We start from the raw sequence: 19,002 nt of genomic DNA, 5'->3' as shown, positions 1-19,002 counted from the left end.
GGCGGCGCCATCAACACGCTTTTACGCCGAGAGATCAAGTGATGCGCAAGACCCTGATTGCCCCGCTGGGGCTGGCATTTGTGCTGGCAAGTCTGCCAGTCAGCGCCGCTGAGTTGCTTGACCGTGTGGTTGCCGTGGTCAACAAGGACGCCATCATGCACAGCGACATGGAGGAGCGCGTCACCCAGGCTAGCCAGCAGCTGAAAGGCCGCGGCATTAATCTGCCGCCACGTAATGTATTGGAGCGGCAGGTGCTCGACCGTATGGTCAATGAGCAGATTCAGCTGCAGATGGCTGAGCAGGCCAATCTGAGCATTGATGACACTCAGCTCAACACCACCTTGCGCGGTATCGCCAAGGATAATGGTATGAGCCTGGAAGCTTTCGCCGACAAGCTGGACAAAGAAGGCATGTCGTTGGCAGAAGTGCGCCAACAGGTGCGTCGTGAGCTGCTGGTTCAACAGGTTCAGCAGCGTCTTGTGGCCAGCAAGGTGCGTATCTCTGATCGCGAGATAGACCGTTATCTCAGTCAGCAGGACGTTGCCAGCGATGTCCAATATCATCTGGCACATCTGTTGATTGCCTTGCCGCAGGAACCGACACCCGAGCAGGTCAAGACGGCGCGGGCCAAGGCGGAAGCGCTGCGTCAGCAGATCGAGCAGGGGACTGATTTTGCCCAGATGGCCGCCGCCGAATCCGCGGGTAGCCAGGCACTGAGTGGCGGTGATCTTGGCTGGCGTGCCGGTGGAGAGCTACCGAGCGTCTTTGCTGATGTGGTACCGGACATGCAGGTCGGTCAGATCTCGGAGCCGCTGCGCAGTGCCAGTGGTTATCACCTGGTCAAGCTGATCGAGAAGCGGGGCGCTGGCAAGGCGCTGATCGCGCAAACGCGCGCACGCCATATCCTGATTCAGCCGAATCCGAACATGAGTGATGACCAGGCGCGCGCACGTGCCGAGTCTCTACGCAAGCGTCTGACCAATGGTGAGAGTTTTGCCGCATTGGCGCAGGAATTCAGTGATGACAAGGGGAGTTCGCTGAAAGGCGGAGAGCTGGGATGGGTCAGCCCGGGCCAGACGGTATCTTCCTTCGAGACTGCAATGAATGCTCTGAAAGCAGGTGAGATCAGTCAGCCGATCAAGACGCGCTTCGGTTATCACATCATCGAGGTCGAAGAGCGTCGCCAGCAGGACGTAACCAATTCCAGTCAGCGTGACAAGGTCAGAAAGACCCTGTTCCAGCGCAAGCTGAACGACGAGCTGGAAGCTTGGCAGCAGCAAATTCGTGCTGAGGCGTACGTCGATAATCGTCTCGACGAGAAGAGCTGATGTATCAAGGCTGGCTCATCATGGCTAACGCATCACAAGGTAGAGCTAACGCATGAATAGTCAGGTGATTGCGCTGACCGCCGGAGAGCCGGCAGGTATAGGGCCCGAGCTGCTAGTGATGCTGGCGGCGCAGGCAGAAACCTTTCCGGCACAGCTGGTGGCGGTGGCTGATCCTGAGCTGTTGGTGAGTCGTGCGCAGTTGTTGGGCCTGCCTCTCACGCTGCATGAGGTATCACCGGGTGATCCGTTGCCGCCAGTCCGAAATGGCCACCTGGCCGTCTGGCCGGTGGCCTCGGTAGTGCCAAGCGAGCCGGGCGTTATCGATGCGCGCAATGGTGATCATGTATTGGCCATGCTCGATGTGGCCATCGCTGCCTGCCAAGCAGGACATGCGAGTGCCATGGTCACGGCCCCATTGTCCAAGGCGGCGGTAATTGAGGCGGGGCACGTCGCTTTACGGGCCATACCGAATACTTGCGTGATGTGTGTGGCGTCGAGGAAGTGGTCATGATGCTGGCTTGTCCTGGCTTGCGTGTGGCGCTGGCGACAACGCACCTGCCACTGCGCGAGGTTGCTGATGCGATCACGCCTGAAGGACTCACGCGAGTGCTGGGTATTCTTGCGCACGATCTCACGCGCTATTTCGGGCGCGAGGCACCGCGTATTGCAGTGTGTGGACTCAATCCTCACGCGGGTGAGGGTGGGCATCTCGGGCATGAAGAGATCGACGTGATCATCCCGACGCTTGAAGCGTTACGTGCGAAAGGCATGCAGCTCGAGGGTCCACTTCCAGCGGATACTCTGTTCACGCCGCGTCATCTCGATGGTATTGATGCGGTGCTGGCCATGTATCACGATCAGGGGCTGCCGGTGCTCAAATATGCAGGCTTCGGTCAGGCGGCCAATATCACATTGGGCTTGCCCATCGTGCGCACCTCGGTTGATCACGGTACCGCGCTAGACCTTGCTGGCACCGGACGTGCCGATGTTGGCAGCCTTGTGCAAGCCGTGCATGTGGCCATCGAGATGGCAGCCGCCGCGCGAGACTGAGATAATCTCCCCATTCGGGCGCGACCGTTTCACGGTCCGTCAGGCGTCCGCCCGTTCGTGGCGATGATGCTACCCCAGTCATTCGACCATCACTGATGGTCTCATCGCCCTGTGCTGTCTATCGATAGGCCATGGGCGGTGTCTTGTTGTCGGGAATCTTCAAGGATTCCCCGGAGGAAAGTCAGTCCCATGTCCCAACATTTCCCGGCGCACCGCGCACGCAAGCGCTTTGGTCAGAATTTCCTGCAGGACCTCGGTGTCATCTCTCGCATCGTGAATGCCATTCGTCCGGACGAAGGTGAGCGTCTGGTCGAGATCGGTCCGGGGCAGGGCGCACTGACAGGCCCGCTGCTGGAGGCCGCCGGCAAGCTTGAAGTGATCGAGCTGGATCGTGATCTGATCCCGGGTCTACGCGTGCAGTTCTTCAACTATCCGGATTTCGTGATTCACGAAGGCGATGCCCTGCGCTTCGATTTCCACGACTTGGTGGGTGATGGCCCTGCCCTGCGCGTCGTCGGCAACCTTCCGTACAACATCTCTACGCCGTTGATCTTCCACCTGCTCGAAGCGCGCGGCGCCATCGCCGACATGCACTTCATGCTGCAAAAGGAAGTGGTCGAACGTCTGGCTGCTGAACCCGGTGGCACTGATTGGGGCCGTCTGTCGGTCATGACCCAGTACTACTGCGCGGTAGAAAATCTCTTCCTCGTACCGCCGACGGCCTTCTTTCCGGCACCCAAGGTTGAGTCCGCCATCGTCCGTCTGGTGCCACATCTGACATTGCCGCATCCGGCGACTGACGAGAAGCTGCTGGCCGTTATCGTGCGTGAAGCGTTCTCCCAGCGTCGCAAGACGCTACGCAACAACTTCAAGGGCCGTATTGATGCGGATCAGCTCACGGCGCTGGGTATTGACCCCTCGCGTCGCCCGCAGACCCTGTCGGTAGCGGAGCTGGTCATGATCAGCAATCACTTGAGCGATCAGGGTATGACAGTCGCCAAGACGGATTCTGCGCCGAAGAAGCGTCCGCGCAGTAATGTCGGTCATGGCGAGACTGTTGCCGATGACGACGGCAGCGACGCATGAGCGACGTGACGGCTATTCGCGTGGATACAGTGCCGGAGTACTGTGCCGACGATAGCCGCCCGGAAGAAAATCGCTTTGTGTTCCGCTATACCATCACAGTGCATAACGGCACGGGCGAGACGGTGCAGTTGCTGGCTCGCTATTGGAAGATCACCCAAGGCAGCGGCAATGAGCAGGAAGTGCGCGGTAAGGGGGTCATCGGCAAGCAGCCGCTGATCGCGCCCGGTGAGAGTTTCAGCTACACCTCACATGCCGTACTCGATATGCCAGTGGGCGTGATGCAGGGGGCTTATACCTTCTGCGACGCGACGCATACACGCACCTTCGACATAGCCATTGCGCCATTTCGTCTTGCTGGTCCGCATCAGGTCCACTAGGTCGTCATTACACGATTTCGCGCAAGCATTCACCAGAGTCAGGCCGTCATGACGGTCAGGGAGCAGGCATGACACAGTGGGCCATTGGCGATTTGCAGGGCTGTCATGAAGAATTCGTGCGGCTGCTGGAGCGGCTTGATTTCAAGCCGGAATGCGATGAGTTGTGGCTTGCGGGGGATTTGGTCAATCGTGGGCCAGGCTCGCTCGAGTGCTTGCGTCATGTGAAAGCGCTCGGCGATAGCGTTCGAGTGGTGCTGGGTAATCATGATCTGCATCTGCTCGCCGTGGCAGAAGGCTATGGCCGCCTCAAACGCTCCGATACGCTCATGCCCATTCTTGACGCGCCAGACCGCGATGAGTTGCTCGACTGGCTGCGCCGTCAGCCACTGATGGTGACAGCCATGATTGGGGCTCGTCGCACGGTGATGAGCCATGCCGGCGTGTTGCCGAGCTGGACGCTGGATCAGTCTGTCGCCTTTGCTCGTGAGGCCGAGACGGTATTGAGTGGTGATCATTATCGTGATTTTCTGGGCGATATGTACGGCAATACGCCGGACCTTTGGCAGGAAGATCTCAGCGGGATGGATCGCCTGCGCTGCATCGTCAATGTCTTCACGCGTATGCGTTTCATTGACCAGGATGGTCGGATGGACTTCGCGGCCAAGGAGGGCCTCGGTTCGGCGCCCGAAGGTTATCGTCCCTGGTTCCAATATCCGCGCCCGGAAGGTGCTTGGGATGACTCCCCGCGCCTGCTGTTCGGGCACTGGGCTGCGCTGGAGGGAAAGACGCCGGCTGCGCGGCAGGATGCCGAAGCGCTCGATACCGGGTGCGTGTGGGGCGGAGGGCTAACGGCCCTGAATCTTGAGACGGGCGAGCGCGTCTTTGAACCTGCCGTTAATGCCTGATTCGTTAGCCGTATCTTCTTCGTATTCAAGTTGCCCCTCATCTCCTTCTCGCACCTCTCCCCATTCCCTCTTTTGTTACCGGAGTTCGCATGAGTTTCGAACATCTCGATCTTGCTACCCTTAGCGACTGGCGTGAACGTGACCAGCCGCTCGCCTTGCTCGATATTCGCGATCCGCTGAGCTTCACTCAGGGACGTATCCCGGGTAGTCGTCATCTGGATAATGCTAGCGCAGGCGCTATTTTCGAAGACACGCCTCGAGACCGGCCACTAGTCGTGGTCTGCTATCACGGCCACTCAAGTCAGCAGGCTGCTGCTTGGTTGGCAGGTCAGGGCTTCGAGAACGTCTACTCCCTCGATGGCGGTTTTACCCAGTATCAGCTAACGCATGGCGATGACGTCGAGAGCGGTAGCTAGGCATTTTTCTTCATCCCGTCCCGCCATCATTCGTCACGCGAAAAGGAGAGCAGCATGACCCGTATAGCCACTCATCGGCTCACCACGTCGTCGGACCGTCTGTTGACCGGTCTTGAGGTCTATCGAGTTGGCGGCGCCGTGCGCGACGCCCGCCTTGGCTGGCCGTGGCATGAATGCGATTTCGTCGTGGTTGGCGCGACGGTTGAAGACATGCAGTCGCGTGGCTTCCGTCCCGTGGGGCGTGACTTTCCCGTCTTTCTGCATCCGAAGACACAGGAAGAGTATGCATTGGCGCGCACCGAGCGTAAGTCGGGGCACGGCTATGTCGGCTTCAGTGTGCATGCCAGCCCCGAAGTGACGCTGGAAGAAGACCTGATTCGCCGCGACCTGACCATCAATGCGATGGCGGAGCCGCTGGATAGTCAGCCTGGGCAGGGTGAGCTGGTTGACCCTTATGGAGGCCTCGCTGATCTCGAAGCACGGGTGTTGCGTCATGTCTCTGCTGCTTTCAGTGAGGACCCGCTACGCGTTTTGCGTGTCGCGCGTTTCCTGGCGCGTTATCAAGGCCTGGGGTTTACCGTGGCCGATGAGACGCGTCGGTTGATGGTGAGCATGGTCGAGAGTGGTGAAGTCTCACACCTGGTGGCTGAGCGTGTCTGGAAGGAAACCGAGAAAGCGCTTGGCGAAGCTAGCCCTGAAGCGTATTTCCAGCTGTTGGATGAGCTGGGGGCACTGGCGGTGCTGATGCCGGCGTTGGCACGTGATGCAGAAATGTTGCGTCAGGCCCTGGTTAAACTGGATCATTTGCCGCGTCGGTTGGCAGACGAGGCCGAGATGGTTTGCTGGCGTATGGCCCGGTTGGTGGAGCATCTGGATCGCGATGAGATTGAAGTGCTGGCGCAAGACCTACGCTTGCCCAGTGCTGTACGTGACGCCGCGCAACAGGCACGCCTGTGTCGTGAGTTGCGCGAGGCTGCGCAGCGTAAGGGAGGAGTGACCGCGACAGATCTCAAGGCATGGCTGGATGGCGTCGATGCGTGGCGACGTGGCGAGCGTCAGCAGGTGCTGGTCGCGCTGCTGGCGGTTGATGACACAGGGCTCGCGCGCCTCGGCAATGCGGTCTGGAAGGCGGCCACTGCGGTGTCTCCGCAATCGCTGGTGGCACAAGGGCTCAAGGGCGCTGAGATCGGCCGCGCGCTGAGCGAGCAGCGTGAGCAGGCCATCGATACGGCACTGAGTGAGTGGCATCTCATGCCGGAGGTCCATGCGCCGCAGTGTGGCTGTGGTCACGGCCACTGATGCTGTCGGGCTTACAGGCGCGGCTCGCTGCCGTCGCTCAGGCGGCGCAAGTTGAGGGCATGCCGGATCACGATTAGACTGGAAAAGACCAGGATCACGCCGCTCATCTCAGGCGCAAGCCATAGGCTGAACAGCGGTGCGGCCAGGCCTGCCACCAAAGAGGCGATGGCTGCCGTGCGCAGTCGCCACGCCAGTCCTATCCATAATGCTGCACAGCTCAGTGCTACACCGGGCGCCAGTATCAGCAGAACGCCAAACGCGGCAGCGACGGCCTTGCCGCCACGATGACCGCGATGCCACAGCGGCAGACTATGTCCCACCAGCACGGCCAGTCCGACCAATCCCAGTGCCCAGGGTGGCAGTGACAACTGAAGCGCGAGCCACAATGCCGGCATGCCCTTGGCGGCATCGAAGGCCAGCACCAACATGGCAGGAAGAGTGCCGTGCAGCCTGAGTACGTTGGAGAACCCCGGGTTGAATGATCCCGCAAGGCGTGGGTCTGACAGGCGCAATATCTGACATAACCACACGGCGCCGAGGATTGAGCCACAAGCATAGGCGGCGGCCAGCAGCAGGCTCAGCTGCTGCCAGCTCGTAAGCTCTGTCCCCCAATGGATCAAGGCATTCAGCATGTGTCACCTCGTCGTGATGTTCTGCATGACGCTTTAGGGCATGCAGGAGGTCGAGGGCAGCTTGGCCAAGCGGGGGCAGGGTGCAGTAGAATCTCTCGCATGATGGCGGGGCCCTGGGCGTCGTTTTTATTTGTACATCCGACAAGCATAGAGGTAACGCCGTGGATCGTGTGCTGATCGAGCTCTGGCCGTAGAGACCGTCATTGGAGTCTATGACTGGGAGCGTACCATTCGCCAGCGTCTGGTAATTGATCTGGAGATGGCCACTGATATTCGCGCAGCGGCAGCGGGGGATGACCTGGCGCATACATTGGACTACGCCGCCATCAGTGCACGTATACAGGCGTATGCTGATGAGAGTCGCTTCGAGCTGGTAGAGACCTTTGCTGAGCGGCTGGCGGTATTGTTGCGTACAGAATTCAGTATCCCCTGGCTGCGCATGACGCTGCGCAAACCGGGCGCCGTGCCTGAAGCGGCGGCGGTGGGCGTGCGCATTGAACGTGGCACGTTGGCACCGGCAATGGGCCAGCTCGCATGAGTCTGGTGCTGATGTCCATCGGTAGTAATATCGAGCGTGATCACCACGTCAGTCTCTGTCTGGATGCGCTCGAAGAGACTTTCGGTACGCTGACGCTGTCGTCGGTCTATGAGAGTGAGCCGGTTGGCTTCATCGATGGACGCAACTTCTACAATTTGGTGGCGGGATTTGACTGCGACTGGGAAGTGGGTGAATTGCAGGCGTGGTGCAAGCAATTGGAGTTTGCCAACGGTCGGCTCAAGGGTAGCCCCAAGTTCAGTCCGCGCACGCTGGATATTGATCTGCTCACTGTCGGCTCACTGACGGGTGAGGTCGATGGCGTGATGCTGCCGCGCGATGAAGTGGACTGTAATGCATTCGTGCTATTGCCGTTGGCTGAGGCGTTCGGTGACGAGCGGCATCCGCTCAGTGGTCGTGATTACGCCAGTTTATGGCATGATTTCATGGCCGAAGGGCATGCAGCGCAGCAGCGCTTGTGGACCGTCGATTTCAGTTGGCGTTGCCGCAGAATCTCTCAGGCCAGTGCTACAGCCTAGATGGGCAGTGTGGGGAAGAGGCTGATGGCAGTCTCTATCGATAGCCCTGTTGATCACACCCAGCGAAAAATGCCCTGCCGAGATCCGGCAGGGCATTTTTCTGTGTGTTTTACGGTATCTGGCGAGGGATCAAATGCCTGATGATTTTGGGGGGACGAGGCTATCGAGAGGCCAGCGCGGTACGGCGCGCATCGGGCCGGTGTCCTGTTCGCCAGCATTCAGGCGTTGAGCGCCGACATAAGCAATCATGGCGCCGTTATCGGTGCAGAAGCAGCCACGTGGATAGTAAGCGCGCGCATTGCGCTTGGTGAGCTCAAGGCTCAAGCGTTCACGCAGCCGAGTGTTGGCACTGACGCCACCGGCCACGACCAGACGCTTGAGGCCGGTTTTATCCAGTGCACGGCGGCATTTGATCACTAACGTATCGACGACGGCTTCCTCGAAGGCGCGCGCGATATCGGCACGATGCTGCTCATCCATTTCGCCGCTGGCCTTGGCCTTCTTGAGCGTAACCATGGTATGCGTCTTGAGACCAGAGAAGCTGAAGTCGAGGCCCGGTCGGTCGGTCATTGGGCGTGGGAAGCGATAGCGCTTCGGGTCACCTTCCTCGGCCAGTTTGGCGATCTGCGGGCCACCAGGGTAGGGCAGCTCCAGCATCTTGGCGGCCTTGTCGAAGGCTTCGCCGGCAGCGTCATCAACGGACTCGCCCAGCAACTCGTATTCGCCCAATCCGCGCACGGCGACCAGCTGCGTGTGTCCGCCAGACACCAGTAATGCGACGAAGGGGAATTCCGGTGCATCATCTTCCAGCATGGGTGCCAACAGATGGCCTTCCATGTGATGTACACCGAGTACAGGCACGCGCCATGCGCGTGCGAGGCCATGCGCGGTAGAGGCGCCGACCATCAGCGCACCGACCAGTCCCGGGCCTGCCGTATAGGTGATGGCATCGATGTCGCTGGCCGTCACGTTGGCGTCATCCATGACCTGCTGGATCAATGGCAGCAGCTTGCGAGTGTGATCGCGGGAGGCCAGTTCCGGTACCACGCCACCGAACTCGGCATGCATGGCAATCTGGCTGTAGAGGGCGTCCGCAAGCAGGCCCTCATCGGTGTCATAAAGGGCGACGCCGGTCTCGTCGCAGGAAGTCTCGATGCCGAGCACGCGCATGGCTGACTCTCAGAAAATATCAGAATAAGAGGACGACACATTCTGGGGCATGCAGTAATGCAAATGCCTGCACGTCAGTTGCGTCGTGGATGATCGCCATTCTACTGACTGCAGGGCCGAGTGTCGCGTGAGGCAGTCTTGGTCTAGTGCTCGTGGCAGTAGAAAAGAGCATCCCGGGAAACGGCCATGTGCGGTCTGTGAAGACAGGATTGCTCAGGCTGAGTTTGCAAAGACAGTGCCAGATGTCTAGAATATGGCACTCTGCAAGACTGGGTCGTACATCCGACCACCCCGCAAAAGCTCCCTAATTCATGAAATCTGCCCGTAATGGCTACCCTCACCGGTGGTGTTGCAGGTGAATGATTGATGCCGGATTAGCCTGCAGGTGGCGGTTTACCGTTGCTTGAAGGTAGCTCCTGGGGAGTGGCTGCAGCGGATGTGCGTTCAAACCGAACTCATGATCTCAAGGTAGGTGAGTGTTTAATGCCTTCAGTTAAAGTACGTGACAACGAGCCGTTCGACGTCGCCCTGCGCCGTTTCAAGCGCTCCTGCGAAAAAGCCGGTGTTCTATCCGAAGTGCGTCGTCGTGAGCACTACGAGAAGCCGACAGCTGTTCGCAAGCGTCAGCAGGCGGCCGCTGTAAAGCGCCACGCCAAGAAGGTTCAGCGTGAGCGCAAGCGTTTCGAGCGTCTCTACTGATCCGTACTTTTGGGGAGTGATAGTTGCTCTCTGGAAGGACACCAAGCGGCTGCCTCACGGTGGCCGCTTGTTTTTGTCTCTAGCGGTCCGTTTATTCTCGAGCCGTGTGCTTGCGCTTCTGCACACGTCGTTTTCTCGAGGAATGGCCTGACCCGAAGGTAGCGTCGATTGTGTTATGTCGACCAGGTGCTATCTTGCGGTCAGTCCGTTTTTCCACGACTTCTGGCGAACCATGGCTGGTCTCATCCCGCAAGGCTTCATCGATGATCTGCTAGCCCGTACCGATGTGGTCGAGGTGGTGGGTGAGCGCGTCCAGCTGAAAAAGGCCGGCAAAAGCTATGTTGGCCTGTGCCCTTTCCATCAGGAAAATTCACCGTCGTTCAATGTCATCCCTGACAAGCAGTTCTATCATTGCTTTGGATGTGGCGCGAGCGGCAGTGCACTCAAGTTTCTGATGGAGTTTGACCGTCTGCCTTTCCCTGATGCTGTCGAGCAGCTGGCTTCACGGTTGGCGTTGGAAGTGCCGCGTGAAGGAGGGAGTCAAAGCCCTCATGAACGCCGTGAGCGTCAGCGCCGCGAGCAGGCTCGAGAAGAAGGCGTCAACCTGCTTGAATCGGCAGCCGACTTCTATCGCCAGCGCCTTACTGAGCCGCTGGCGCAGCCCGCTCGTGATTATCTTGAAGGCCGCGGGCTGTCGCGTGAGGTCATGCGTGATTTCGGCATCGGCTTTGCCCCGGAAGGATGGGAGCACCTCAAGCATCACCTGACCAAGTTAGGGGTCAGCGAGGATGTACAGATCGAATATGGCCTGCTGATCCATCATGAGGAAAGCGGGCGGCGCTACGATCGCTTCCGTGATCGCGTGATGTTCCCGATTCGGGATTGGAAGGGGCGGACCATCGCTTTTGGCGGTCGTGTGATGGGCGATGCCAAGCCCAAGTACCTGAACTCGCCCGAGACACCGGTGTTTCATAAGGGGCGCGAGCTCTACGGCCTCTATGAAGCGCGTGAGGCGAATCGCAAGCTTGAGCGCATGCTGATCGTCGAAGGCTATATGGACGTGGTAGCGCTGGCGCAGTATGGCATTCGCAATGCCTGCGCGACGCTAGGCACTGCCACCAGCGAAGACCACTTGAAGCGCCTCTATCGTTTGGTGGATGAGGTGGTGTTCTGCTTCGATGGTGACAAGGCCGGGCGCCAAGCAGCACGGCGTGCGCTGGAGACGGTGCTGGACGTCATGATCGATGGTCGGCAGGCGCGCTTCCTGTTTCTGCCTGATGGCGAAGATCCAGATTCATTGGTACGTCAGGAGGGGCAGGAGGCGTTCGAGAAACGCGTGACCTGTGCCTCGGGGCTATCCGAGTTCCTCTTCGAGCAGGCGGCAGAAGGTCGCGACCTGAAGCGCATGGAGCAGCTGGAACGCTTTGTTACCCAGGCATTGGAATGGATTTCCCGCGTACCAGAAGGCGTGTTGCGTTCGTTGCTGCTCAAGGAGCTTGAGCGCCGTAGTGGTCTTGAGCGTGAGCGTCTGGATGCCATGCTCGTGGAGCGCGCCGCCGTACGGGAAGCTCAGCAGGCACGTCTGCAGCAGCATCAACAGTTACGGCAGTCAGCCAGCGTCGCTTCGACAGGCAACCCACTGGAAGGTGGCACGCTAGCCGAGGCAGTAGAAGACTGGTCGTCGCTGGATGAAATGGCGGATGCCGGTTTCGGTGATGGCGAATCTGGCGGTTGGCAGCCTGATGACTGGCATCAAGACCCGAGTAGTGAGCCGCAAGGTGGGACTCCACAGGACGGGATTGCACAATTCGGAGCGGCGCAAGGCCAGCAGGCACGACGCACTGCGTCTAAAGCAACCAGCAAGCGTACCTCAGTCAGTATGCTGACACGCTTGTTGCATATGTTGGTGCATGAACCGCTGTTGGCCGCTGAGCTTCCAGAGTCTGATGATTGGATTGAAGGGGCGGGTGAATCGCTCGACAGTGAAGATGCTCAACTGCTGGGCGAGGTGATTCGCTTGCTCAAGGCAGGACAGTATCGTTCGCCTCAAGTGCTGTTGGCGCACTTTCTTGGTACGGCGCAGGGACCGCGTCTGGAGCAATTGGCAGCGCATGAGTTGCTGATTCCACGCGAAGTACGCAGTGCGGAGCTCAAAGGTCTGGTGGAGCACTGCCAGCATCAGCGAGCACGCAGCACGCCGGAAGCGGAGTATCAGGCACTGTTGACCAAGGAAAAGTGTGGCGAGAAGTTAACTGCAGAAGAGAAGCAGCGGCTGATGGCACTGCTGATGCAGTTGGCAACGCGGCGCTAATGTGTAGTGGCTCGAGGATTTAGCGGATGAAAAAGCGTTAACTGACCTTGAAAGACGCCACTACACACACTATTTAAAGAGGTAGTTCCCGATGCGGACTGCCGCAACGTAACCAATTACGCTAACACACCTGGATGACCCGGCAAATACGCCGCTGGCAGCATCTCCTGATGGCACGCTATACTGGTGCGCTTGATGCTCCCTTCGTTCCTATACCGGCGCCATGCTTACTCGCTGAGCCGCGTCGCGTCCAGGTGCTTCATTCTTCTTCGTCGAGATAGGGGTTCTATGGCTGGTAATGCGCAGCAGCAGTCGCGTCTCAAGGAGTTGATCGCGCGCGGCAAGGAACAGGGTTACCTGACCTATGCCGAGGTCAACGATCACCTACCTGAGGATATCGCTGATCCCGAACAGGTAGAAGATATCATCAGCATGATCAATGATATGGGGATCAAGGTTTCTGAAGTAGCGCCTGATGCCGATACCTTGATGATGTCTGACTCCTCCACCGACGAGTCTGCCGCCGAAGAGGCCGTTGCCGCTCTCGCTGCGGTAGAAAGCGACGTGGGCCGCACCACCGATCCTGTGCGCATGTACATGCGCGAAATGGGTACCGTGGAGCTTCTGACCCGTGAAGGCGAGATTAAAATTGCCAAACGGATCGAAGAGGGCACGCGTGAGGTGATGTCGGCACTGGCATTCTTGCCAGGAGCCGTCGACTCTATCCTGGAAGCCTACGACGGTACACTCGGAGAAGATGGCGGGCGTCTGTCTGACCTTTTCTCCGGCTTCATCGATCCTGATGAAGGCGTGCCTGGTGTTGCTGAAGTTGAAGTCGAAGAAGTCGAAGAGACTCCTGAAGGCGAAGAAACCGAAGGCGACGAAGAAGACGAAGATGATACTGCGTCTGAAGGTGGCCCTGATCCGGAGCTTGCGCGCGTCCGCTTTGAGCAGATTCGTGAGCAGAACGAACGGACCAAGGCAGCTCTCGAGACATACGGTCTTCGTTCTCCCGAGGCGTTGGCCGAGCAGGATCGTCTGGCCGAGTTGTTCTCGCCAATCAAGCTGGTGCCTAAGCACTTTGAGCGCTTGGTAGGTCAGATTCGCGTCTCTGTCGAGCAGGTGCGTCAGCAGGAAAAAGTCATCCTGCAGATCTTCGTCAAGCGCGGCAAGGTGCCCCGCAAGAGCTTCATCAAAGCCTTCCCGGGTAACGAGTCTGATATGGGCTGGTTCGATGGCTTCATCGGCGGAAGCAAGAAGTATTCCGACAAGCTTGAGCCGTTCCGTGCCGATGTGCTTCGCGCTCAGCGCAAGATCGCCTTCGAGCAGGACATGGTCCAGCTGCCGGTCAGTAGTCTCAAGGAAGTGAACCGTCGTCTGTCGATTGGTGAGGCCAAGGCACGCCGTGCCAAGAAAGAAATGGTCGAAGCCAACCTGCGCCTGGTTATCTCCATTGCCAAGAAGTACACCAATCGTGGCCTGCAGTTCCTGGATTTGATTCAGGAAGGCAACATTGGTTTGATGAAGGCAGTCGACAAGTTCGAGTATCGTCGCGGTTACAAGTTCTCCACCTATGCAACTTGGTGGATTCGTCAGGCGATCACTCGCTCCATCGCGGATCAGGCGCGCACCATTCGTATTCCGGTGCACATGATTGAGACAATCAACAAGCTCAATCGTGTTTCGCGTCAGATGCTGCAGGAGATGGGGCGCGAGCCGACGCCAGAAGAGCTCGGCGAGCGTCTTGAAATGCCGGAAGACAAGGTGCGTCGTGTGCTCAAGATTGCCAAGGAGCCGATCTCCATGGAGACGCCCATTGGTGATGATGACGATTCGCACCTGGGTGACTTTATCGAGGACGGCACCATGGTGTCTCCGATCGACTCTGCCACCGGCGAAGGCTTGATCGAAGCGACTCGTGGCATTCTGTCTGGCCTGACCGCACGTGAAGCCAAGGTGCTGCGCATGCGTTTCGGTATTGACATGAATACCGACCATACGCTCGAGGAAGTCGGCAAGCAGTTCGATGTCACCCGTGAGCGTATCCGTCAGATCGAGGCGAAAGCGCTGCGCAAGCTGCGTCATCCCTCGCGCTCCGAGTCACTGCGTTCCTTCATGGAAGAGTGATTACATGAAGCGGTTATTCTGCGTCGTGTGAACGCCAGTGTGCTATAGACAACGCCGCCCTCCTGATGGAGAGGCGGGCGTTGTCGTATTTGGCCAGGCTAACTGCTGAGGAGAGAAGTCGACGTGACTGGCATTCAGCGGGGGTAAGAATTAGCCATGCTTATTACGCGCCATGGCGGAGTGAATGACGTGCAGGAGTGGCCGCTACGCTGAAGATGACTCTGCCCTTGATACAGTGGCGAGACACCGGCCCCATCTGTTCGCTGCTCAATCCGTCAGGATGCTCGCCGCGAAGCCATAAACGTCCATTTTCATCGATGCGATGCAGGCGTTTGACCAACTGCCCCAGTTGCGGGTGCTCCACGACGACGGTGGAGCCTAGCGGCAGTCGCCAATGATTGAGCCAGCGCATGCTGATGACCAGACTGTGCTGAGGGAGGTGAGGGGCGAGACTGTGACCGTGCAAGCGGTAGCTTTTGAACCAGCGCATGAGAGGCTCCTGAGGATGAGGGCATGGCACGGTCGGTGTCTTGTTTCGTCTATCGGCGATCAGTGGTGATAGTTGAATTGTATCCACTTCTTAGTAAAATATAATCATTCTCATTTGAAGTCCAGACAAATCATGATATTTCAAGTGCATAGAGGTGCGAGTCTCGGTGTCAGTCATGGTGATAGCCACAAAAAAACCGCTGCCCTAAGGGCAGCGGTTTTTTTGTGGAGTATCTGGGAGGTGTGATCAGACATTGTGTCTAGCTAGATCCTAGCGCAGCGCTCCTAGTTCACGCAGTTTGGCGCGACGTTGGCGGCCCATGCGGATCGCCAACAGAATGATTTCGATGGCTGCGATTGCCATCAAGGTGTAGCCAAACAGCTCAGTGACTTCCTCAGCAGCATTCTTTACCGAGCGAAGGTAGGCGCTTCCCATCAGGGTTTCCCAGAACTCCGTGCGGCCATAGAGACGCGAGAACACATAGGTCGCCAGAAACCCGGCGCCGAACAGGCCGAAGGCAAAGCTGCGACCGAAATGTTCGAATTCCGCCACGAAGCGCGCTCTATTGCGCCAGACGCTGATCAGCACCGGTATCGCGACAAGGCTCACCAGAATCTGCCAGCTGCCGTCACCGATTCTTTCATCGAGCAGGGCATCTTGTTCGCGAATCAGCGATGCGGCAAACAGACCGAACAGCAGCAGGCTGACGGTACGCAGGTCAGGCAGGCGTGAATGGACTGCCCACATGGCAGCAGCGCTCAGGGCGAGCAGCGTGCTTTGCATATGCTCGGTCCAGCTGGATTCACCGAAGCCGATATCACCGAAGTGATGTGCATCATGCATGACCAGCGCCATCATCGCCGCGACAAGCGGCGCATAGATCGCGAGGCGCAAGCAGGCCTGGATGAAAAGAGAGGTCGGCTGGCGGCCATAGAGTGGCTGCTCGGCACTGATGGGTAGCGGAACAGAGTTATGGCTGTTGGGGTGCGATGTCAGGCGAGACAAGAGGCGCTCCGGACAGTCGGAAGACTGCCTGTCAGGTAATAGTATGGTTTGCCTGCTTATTATAACGCCGCCAATGAGCTGAGTTAATATTATCTTAAGAAAACTGTGAGGTGCCATCAGAGCACCGCTGCCCGCATTGCTAATGTCGGACAGTATCAGCAGGTGTCTTCAGCATTTCCTTGGTTATCAGGACTGTCGCAATCGATCGCGTTCGGCTTCTTCGACAATCCAGTCATGCACCGCCTGAATTCGCCCGTCATCCAGCGTGCCATGAGGATGCACGATGACGTAGCGCTTGCCGGTCAAGACTCGTTCAGCAAAGGGAGCGATCAGCGTGCCACTCGTCAACTCGCTCGTGATGAGAGTACGGCGTGCCATGGAGACACCCATTCCTGCAATGGCGGCTTCCATCGACAGATGGTTGCGATTGAAGGTATAGCCACGCTGCACGTTGACCCCCGGCGCACCGATGCTGGCCAGATAGAACTCCCATTCGGCGTGATCATGGCTGCCACGCCAGGCAGTCACATCATGCAGGAGTGGATACCAGGCGAGGTCCGCTGCGTTGCGCAATGGCGGGCGACCACGCATCAGGCCGGGGTGGCAGACAGGGAAGATTTCCTCTTCCATCAGCTCTGTGACTTGCATGCCGGGGTAATGGCCATCATTCAGGTCGACTGCTAGCTCGAAATCCCCCTCCCGTAGTGGTGAATCACTGTCCTCGGCACGTACGTGCAGCTCAATGTCGGGAAAGCGTGCCTGCAGGCGTGGCAAGCGCGGCGCCAGCCACTTGGACAAGAAGGACGGTACTGAGCGTAGACGAAGCACGCCGCTCATCAGACCACTACGCAATCGCTTCACCTCAAGGCCCACTGCGCCATAGGATTGCTCAACGACACGTGCCAGGCGCGCCCCTTCTCCCGTCAGCTCCAGTCCGCGTGAACGACGCAGGAAGAGTTTGAAACCGAGGCGTTCTTCGAGCTGTTTTATCTGCTGGCTGACGGCGCCAGTGGTGACGTGAAGTTCTTCTGCGGCCCGCGTGAAAGAGGCATGGCGAGCAGCACAGGCGAATACCTGCAACCAGGAATGCGTCTGGCCATTCAGATGGCGAGGATTGGGTGTCGTGGGGCCAGAAGGAGTGCCAGGAGGGGTGAGCATGAGAGAGTCTCAATCTGTCTGAAAATACTAAAGTCGAGTGTGACTGAAGGTAGATGACGCTAAGCGCATAGTCTACGCCGCTTTTATCGCAGATGGTTTAGTCAAACTAAACCCATGGCCAATTTTTATGGTTTGTCGCTTTAGGCTCATCTCCATCATCATTACCTCATCCACTCGCAGGCGCTGAGACGCGGCGAGCTTTCGAGACGAGGTGTTGTCATGTCCATCAGCGTATTTGATCTCTTCAAGGTCGGTGTCGGTCCCTCCAGTTCGCATACTGTCGGACCGATGCGTGCGGCGGCGGAATTTGTCGAGACGCTGAGGGCGCGTGATCTACTCCCACGTGTCGCTCGCATCGAGGTGCAGTTGCATGGCTCGCTGTCCGCGACCGGAGTTGGCCACAATACCGACAAGGCGATCATTCTTGGCCTGATGGGCGAGCTGCCGGAGACGATTGATCCAGCCATCATCGATCCTTGCGTCGAGGAGTTACTGGAATCTCAGACCCTGATGCTCGACAACCGCATCGCGGTGCCCTTCGTCTGGGTGCGTGACATGCAGTGGAACGATGCGCCGCTCCCCTATCATCCGAACGCCATGCGATTGATCGCTCATGGCCATCGCGATGAGCTGTATCGCAATGTCTACTACTCGGTTGGCGGTGGCTTTGTCGTTGATGAAGTGGCGGCCGCACGTGACCCGCTGCTGGAAGATGAAAGCATTCGTCTGCCGTATGAATTCAATACGGCCAATGAGCTGCTGGCACTGTGTCGTATGCACAAGATGCGTATCAGTGAGCTGATGATGGCCAACGAATGTTCGCTGCGTAGTGAAACGCAGGTACGCCGTGGCTTGTGGCGTATCTGGGAAGTGATGAACGAGTGCATCGACAATGGCCTGACCCATGATGGAATCTTGCCCGGCGGTCTCAACGTCAAGCGACGCGCCAAGCGTCTGCATGCGCGATTGCTTGATGTTGAGACTAGTAAGTCGATCATTTCCTCGACGTTCTCGGCAATGGACTGGGTCAACCTGTTTGCGCTTGCGGTCAATGAAGAGAATGCCGCGGGTGGTCGTATGGTCACAGCCCCGACCAATGGTGCCGCTGGCATCATCCCGGCGGTGCTCAGTTATTATATGAAATTCCAGGAAGATGCCCGCGAAGAGGATGTGGTCGACTTCCTGCTTGCGGCGGCGTCCGTTGGCATCCTGTGCAAGAAGAACGCCTCCATCTCCGGCGCTGAGGTTGGCTGTCAGGGCGAGGTTGGTTCGGCTTGTGCCATGGCGGCGGCTGGGCTGGCCGAGCTGATGGGCGCTACGCCCGAGCAGGTCGAGAATGCCGCTGAAATCGGTCTTGAGCATAACCTCGGCCTGACGTGTGACCCCATCGGCGGACTGGTGCAGATTCCGTGTATCGAGCGTAATGCCATCGCCTCAGTCAAGGCGATCAATGCCGCGCAAATGTCGATGTGTGGTGACGGTGATCACTTCGTCTCGCTGGACAAGGCCATTCGCACCATGCGGGACACGGGGCGCGACATGCAGGACAAATACAAGGAGACCTCCAAGGGAGGCCTCGCTGTCAATGCCATCGAGTGTTGAGGGCATTCGGTAAGCGCTAGACGCTTTTATTTCGATTTCATCCCCCGGAGGCTTGCCACCCTCGGGGGCTAACGTATGGCCTCTGGCCAGAGGTCATATGCTCGGCAACCCTCTTTGACGCCTTTCAGTTCGGATCTCCGTGACTGAACAGGCGTCTTTTTTTGCCTGTCGAATACTCATCGAGGCAATCCGAAAGAGTGGTCTTGGCCTTTGAACTGGACTGTGGTCCCCGGGTGATAAAGAAATAACTGATATATCGGCTATTGGTCGAGT

General features: G+C 58.2%; 17 protein-coding genes and 1 pseudogene. 13 read left to right on the top strand and 5 right to left on the bottom strand.

The features are described from left to right. Positions 1 to 41 precede the first annotated feature (41 nt). The 7 genes and pseudogenes from BF12_RS0105740 (at position 42) to BF12_RS0105710 (ending at position 6,461) form a co-directional block, all read left to right on the top strand. Positions 42 to 1,328: a peptidylprolyl isomerase gene (locus tag BF12_RS0105740; protein WP_024951443.1), complete on the top strand. Its 1,287-nt coding sequence runs from the start codon at positions 42 to 44 to the stop codon at positions 1,326 to 1,328. A 52-nt stretch (positions 1,329 to 1,380) separates the two neighbouring features. After that, positions 1,381 to 2,378 (top strand): annotated as a pseudogene (gene pdxA / locus BF12_RS18870) (4-hydroxythreonine-4-phosphate dehydrogenase PdxA). Positions 2,379 to 2,567: 189 nt separating this feature from the next. Further along, positions 2,568 to 3,464, top strand: coding sequence for a 16S rRNA (adenine(1518)-N(6)/adenine(1519)-N(6))-dimethyltransferase RsmA (gene rsmA / locus BF12_RS0105730; RefSeq protein ID WP_024951442.1), 897 nt, complete (start codon positions 2,568 to 2,570; stop codon positions 3,462 to 3,464). Next, complete coding sequence (gene apaG / locus BF12_RS0105725) at positions 3,461 to 3,841, top strand: Co2+/Mg2+ efflux facilitator ApaG/CorD (RefSeq protein WP_024951441.1); 381 nt, start codon at positions 3,461 to 3,463, stop codon at positions 3,839 to 3,841. Before rsmA ends, apaG begins: the two co-directional genes overlap by 4 nt. 68 nt (positions 3,842 to 3,909) lie before the next feature. Next, positions 3,910 to 4,746, top strand: a complete 837-nt coding sequence (locus BF12_RS0105720; RefSeq protein ID WP_024951440.1) for a symmetrical bis(5'-nucleosyl)-tetraphosphatase — start codon at positions 3,910 to 3,912, stop codon at positions 4,744 to 4,746. Between the two features lie 89 nt (positions 4,747 to 4,835). Further along, entirely contained in the window at positions 4,836 to 5,162 is a 327-nt protein-coding gene (gene glpE / locus BF12_RS0105715) for a thiosulfate sulfurtransferase GlpE (RefSeq protein WP_024951439.1), read from the top strand. Between the two features lie 54 nt (positions 5,163 to 5,216). Continuing rightward, the gene (locus BF12_RS0105710; protein WP_024951438.1) at positions 5,217 to 6,461 is read left to right on the top strand and encodes a tRNA nucleotidyltransferase/poly(A) polymerase-related protein; all 1,245 of its coding nucleotides are present in this window, start codon (positions 5,217 to 5,219) and stop codon (positions 6,459 to 6,461) included. Positions 6,462 to 6,472: 11 nt separating this feature from the next. Here the strand turns inward: BF12_RS0105710 and plsY are convergent, their stop codons facing one another. After that, complete coding sequence (gene plsY / locus BF12_RS0105705) at positions 6,473 to 7,093, bottom strand: glycerol-3-phosphate 1-O-acyltransferase PlsY (RefSeq protein ID WP_084487984.1); 621 nt, start codon at positions 7,091 to 7,093, stop codon at positions 6,473 to 6,475. A 184-nt stretch (positions 7,094 to 7,277) separates the two neighbouring features. On the opposite strand from plsY, the gene folB reads away from it, so the two are divergent. Next, a complete protein-coding gene (gene folB, locus BF12_RS18865; RefSeq protein WP_035159231.1) occupies positions 7,278 to 7,631 on the top strand; it encodes a dihydroneopterin aldolase in 354 nt (117 codons plus the stop codon). Further along, complete coding sequence (gene folK / locus BF12_RS0105695; RefSeq protein WP_024951435.1) at positions 7,628 to 8,167, top strand: 2-amino-4-hydroxy-6-hydroxymethyldihydropteridine diphosphokinase; 540 nt, start codon at positions 7,628 to 7,630, stop codon at positions 8,165 to 8,167. The genes folB and folK overlap by 4 nt, the downstream gene beginning before the upstream one ends. 129 nt (positions 8,168 to 8,296) lie before the next feature. On the opposite strand, the gene tsaD is transcribed toward folK, so the two are convergent. Continuing rightward, positions 8,297 to 9,337, bottom strand: a complete 1,041-nt coding sequence (tsaD, locus tag BF12_RS0105690; protein ID WP_024951434.1) for a tRNA (adenosine(37)-N6)-threonylcarbamoyltransferase complex transferase subunit TsaD — start codon at positions 9,335 to 9,337, stop codon at positions 8,297 to 8,299. A 483-nt stretch (positions 9,338 to 9,820) separates the two neighbouring features. On the opposite strand from tsaD, the gene rpsU reads away from it, so the two are divergent. The 3 genes from rpsU (at position 9,821) to rpoD (ending at position 14,474) form a co-directional block, all read left to right on the top strand. After that, positions 9,821 to 10,036, top strand: a complete 216-nt coding sequence (gene rpsU / locus BF12_RS0105685; RefSeq protein ID WP_024951433.1) for a 30S ribosomal protein S21 — start codon at positions 9,821 to 9,823, stop codon at positions 10,034 to 10,036. A 232-nt stretch (positions 10,037 to 10,268) separates the two neighbouring features. Beyond that, on the top strand, positions 10,269 to 12,347 hold the full coding sequence (gene dnaG / locus BF12_RS0105680; RefSeq protein WP_024951432.1) for a DNA primase: 2,079 nt from the start codon (positions 10,269 to 10,271) through the stop codon (positions 12,345 to 12,347). 288 nt (positions 12,348 to 12,635) lie between these two features. Continuing rightward, the gene (gene rpoD / locus BF12_RS0105675) at positions 12,636 to 14,474 is read left to right on the top strand and encodes an RNA polymerase sigma factor RpoD (protein WP_024951431.1); all 1,839 of its coding nucleotides are present in this window, start codon (positions 12,636 to 12,638) and stop codon (positions 14,472 to 14,474) included. Positions 14,475 to 14,637: 163 nt separating this feature from the next. Here the strand turns inward: rpoD and BF12_RS0105670 are convergent, their stop codons facing one another. The 3 genes from BF12_RS0105670 to BF12_RS0105660 form a co-directional block, all read right to left on the bottom strand. Further along, on the bottom strand, positions 14,638 to 14,964 hold the full coding sequence (locus BF12_RS0105670; RefSeq protein ID WP_024951430.1) for a S24/S26 family peptidase: 327 nt from the start codon (positions 14,962 to 14,964) through the stop codon (positions 14,638 to 14,640). Positions 14,965 to 15,234: 270 nt separating this feature from the next. Beyond that, entirely contained in the window at positions 15,235 to 15,969 is a 735-nt protein-coding gene (locus BF12_RS0105665; protein ID WP_024951429.1) for a hypothetical protein, read from the bottom strand. A 186-nt stretch (positions 15,970 to 16,155) separates the two neighbouring features. After that, positions 16,156 to 17,127 carry a LysR substrate-binding domain-containing protein gene (locus BF12_RS0105660; protein WP_024951428.1) on the bottom strand — a complete coding sequence of 324 codons (972 nt, stop codon included), beginning with the start codon at positions 17,125 to 17,127 and terminating at the stop codon, positions 16,156 to 16,158. 219 nt (positions 17,128 to 17,346) lie between these two features. Here BF12_RS0105660 and BF12_RS0105655 point away from each other — a divergent pair, with 219 nt between their 5' ends. After that, on the top strand, positions 17,347 to 18,729 hold the full coding sequence (locus BF12_RS0105655) for an L-serine ammonia-lyase (RefSeq protein WP_024951427.1): 1,383 nt from the start codon (positions 17,347 to 17,349) through the stop codon (positions 18,727 to 18,729). The last annotated feature ends 273 nt before the right edge of the window (positions 18,730 to 19,002 follow it).

This window comes from Cobetia crustatorum, from assembly GCF_000591415.1.
Taxonomy (GTDB): domain Bacteria; phylum Pseudomonadota; class Gammaproteobacteria; order Pseudomonadales; family Halomonadaceae; genus Cobetia; species Cobetia crustatorum.
This window is presented reverse-complemented; position numbering and strand designations above follow the sequence as displayed.

Excerpts from the sequence above, each read along its gene's own strand:
- BF12_RS0105740 (WP_024951443.1), top strand. The coding sequence starts at position 42 with ATGCGCAAGACCCTGATTGCCCCGCTGGGGCTGGCATTTGTGCTGGCA.
- rsmA (WP_024951442.1), top strand. The coding sequence starts at position 2,568 with ATGTCCCAACATTTCCCGGCGCACCGCGCACGCAAGCGCTTTGGTCAG.
- apaG (WP_024951441.1), top strand. The coding sequence starts at position 3,461 with ATGAGCGACGTGACGGCTATTCGCGTGGATACAGTGCCGGAGTACTGT.
- BF12_RS0105720 (WP_024951440.1), top strand. The coding sequence starts at position 3,910 with ATGACACAGTGGGCCATTGGCGATTTGCAGGGCTGTCATGAAGAATTC.
- glpE (WP_024951439.1), top strand. The coding sequence starts at position 4,836 with ATGAGTTTCGAACATCTCGATCTTGCTACCCTTAGCGACTGGCGTGAA.
- BF12_RS0105710 (WP_024951438.1), top strand. The coding sequence starts at position 5,217 with ATGACCCGTATAGCCACTCATCGGCTCACCACGTCGTCGGACCGTCTG.
- plsY (WP_084487984.1), bottom strand. The coding sequence starts at position 7,093 with ATGCTGAATGCCTTGATCCATTGGGGGACAGAGCTTACGAGCTGGCAG.
- folK (WP_024951435.1), top strand. The coding sequence starts at position 7,628 with ATGAGTCTGGTGCTGATGTCCATCGGTAGTAATATCGAGCGTGATCAC.
- tsaD (WP_024951434.1), bottom strand. The coding sequence starts at position 9,337 with ATGCGCGTGCTCGGCATCGAGACTTCCTGCGACGAGACCGGCGTCGCC.
- rpsU (WP_024951433.1), top strand. The coding sequence starts at position 9,821 with ATGCCTTCAGTTAAAGTACGTGACAACGAGCCGTTCGACGTCGCCCTG.
- dnaG (WP_024951432.1), top strand. The coding sequence starts at position 10,269 with ATGGCTGGTCTCATCCCGCAAGGCTTCATCGATGATCTGCTAGCCCGT.
- rpoD (WP_024951431.1), top strand. The coding sequence starts at position 12,636 with ATGGCTGGTAATGCGCAGCAGCAGTCGCGTCTCAAGGAGTTGATCGCG.
- BF12_RS0105670 (WP_024951430.1), bottom strand. The coding sequence starts at position 14,964 with ATGCGCTGGTTCAAAAGCTACCGCTTGCACGGTCACAGTCTCGCCCCT.
- BF12_RS0105660 (WP_024951428.1), bottom strand. The coding sequence starts at position 17,127 with ATGCTCACCCCTCCTGGCACTCCTTCTGGCCCCACGACACCCAATCCT.
- BF12_RS0105655 (WP_024951427.1), top strand. The coding sequence starts at position 17,347 with ATGTCCATCAGCGTATTTGATCTCTTCAAGGTCGGTGTCGGTCCCTCC.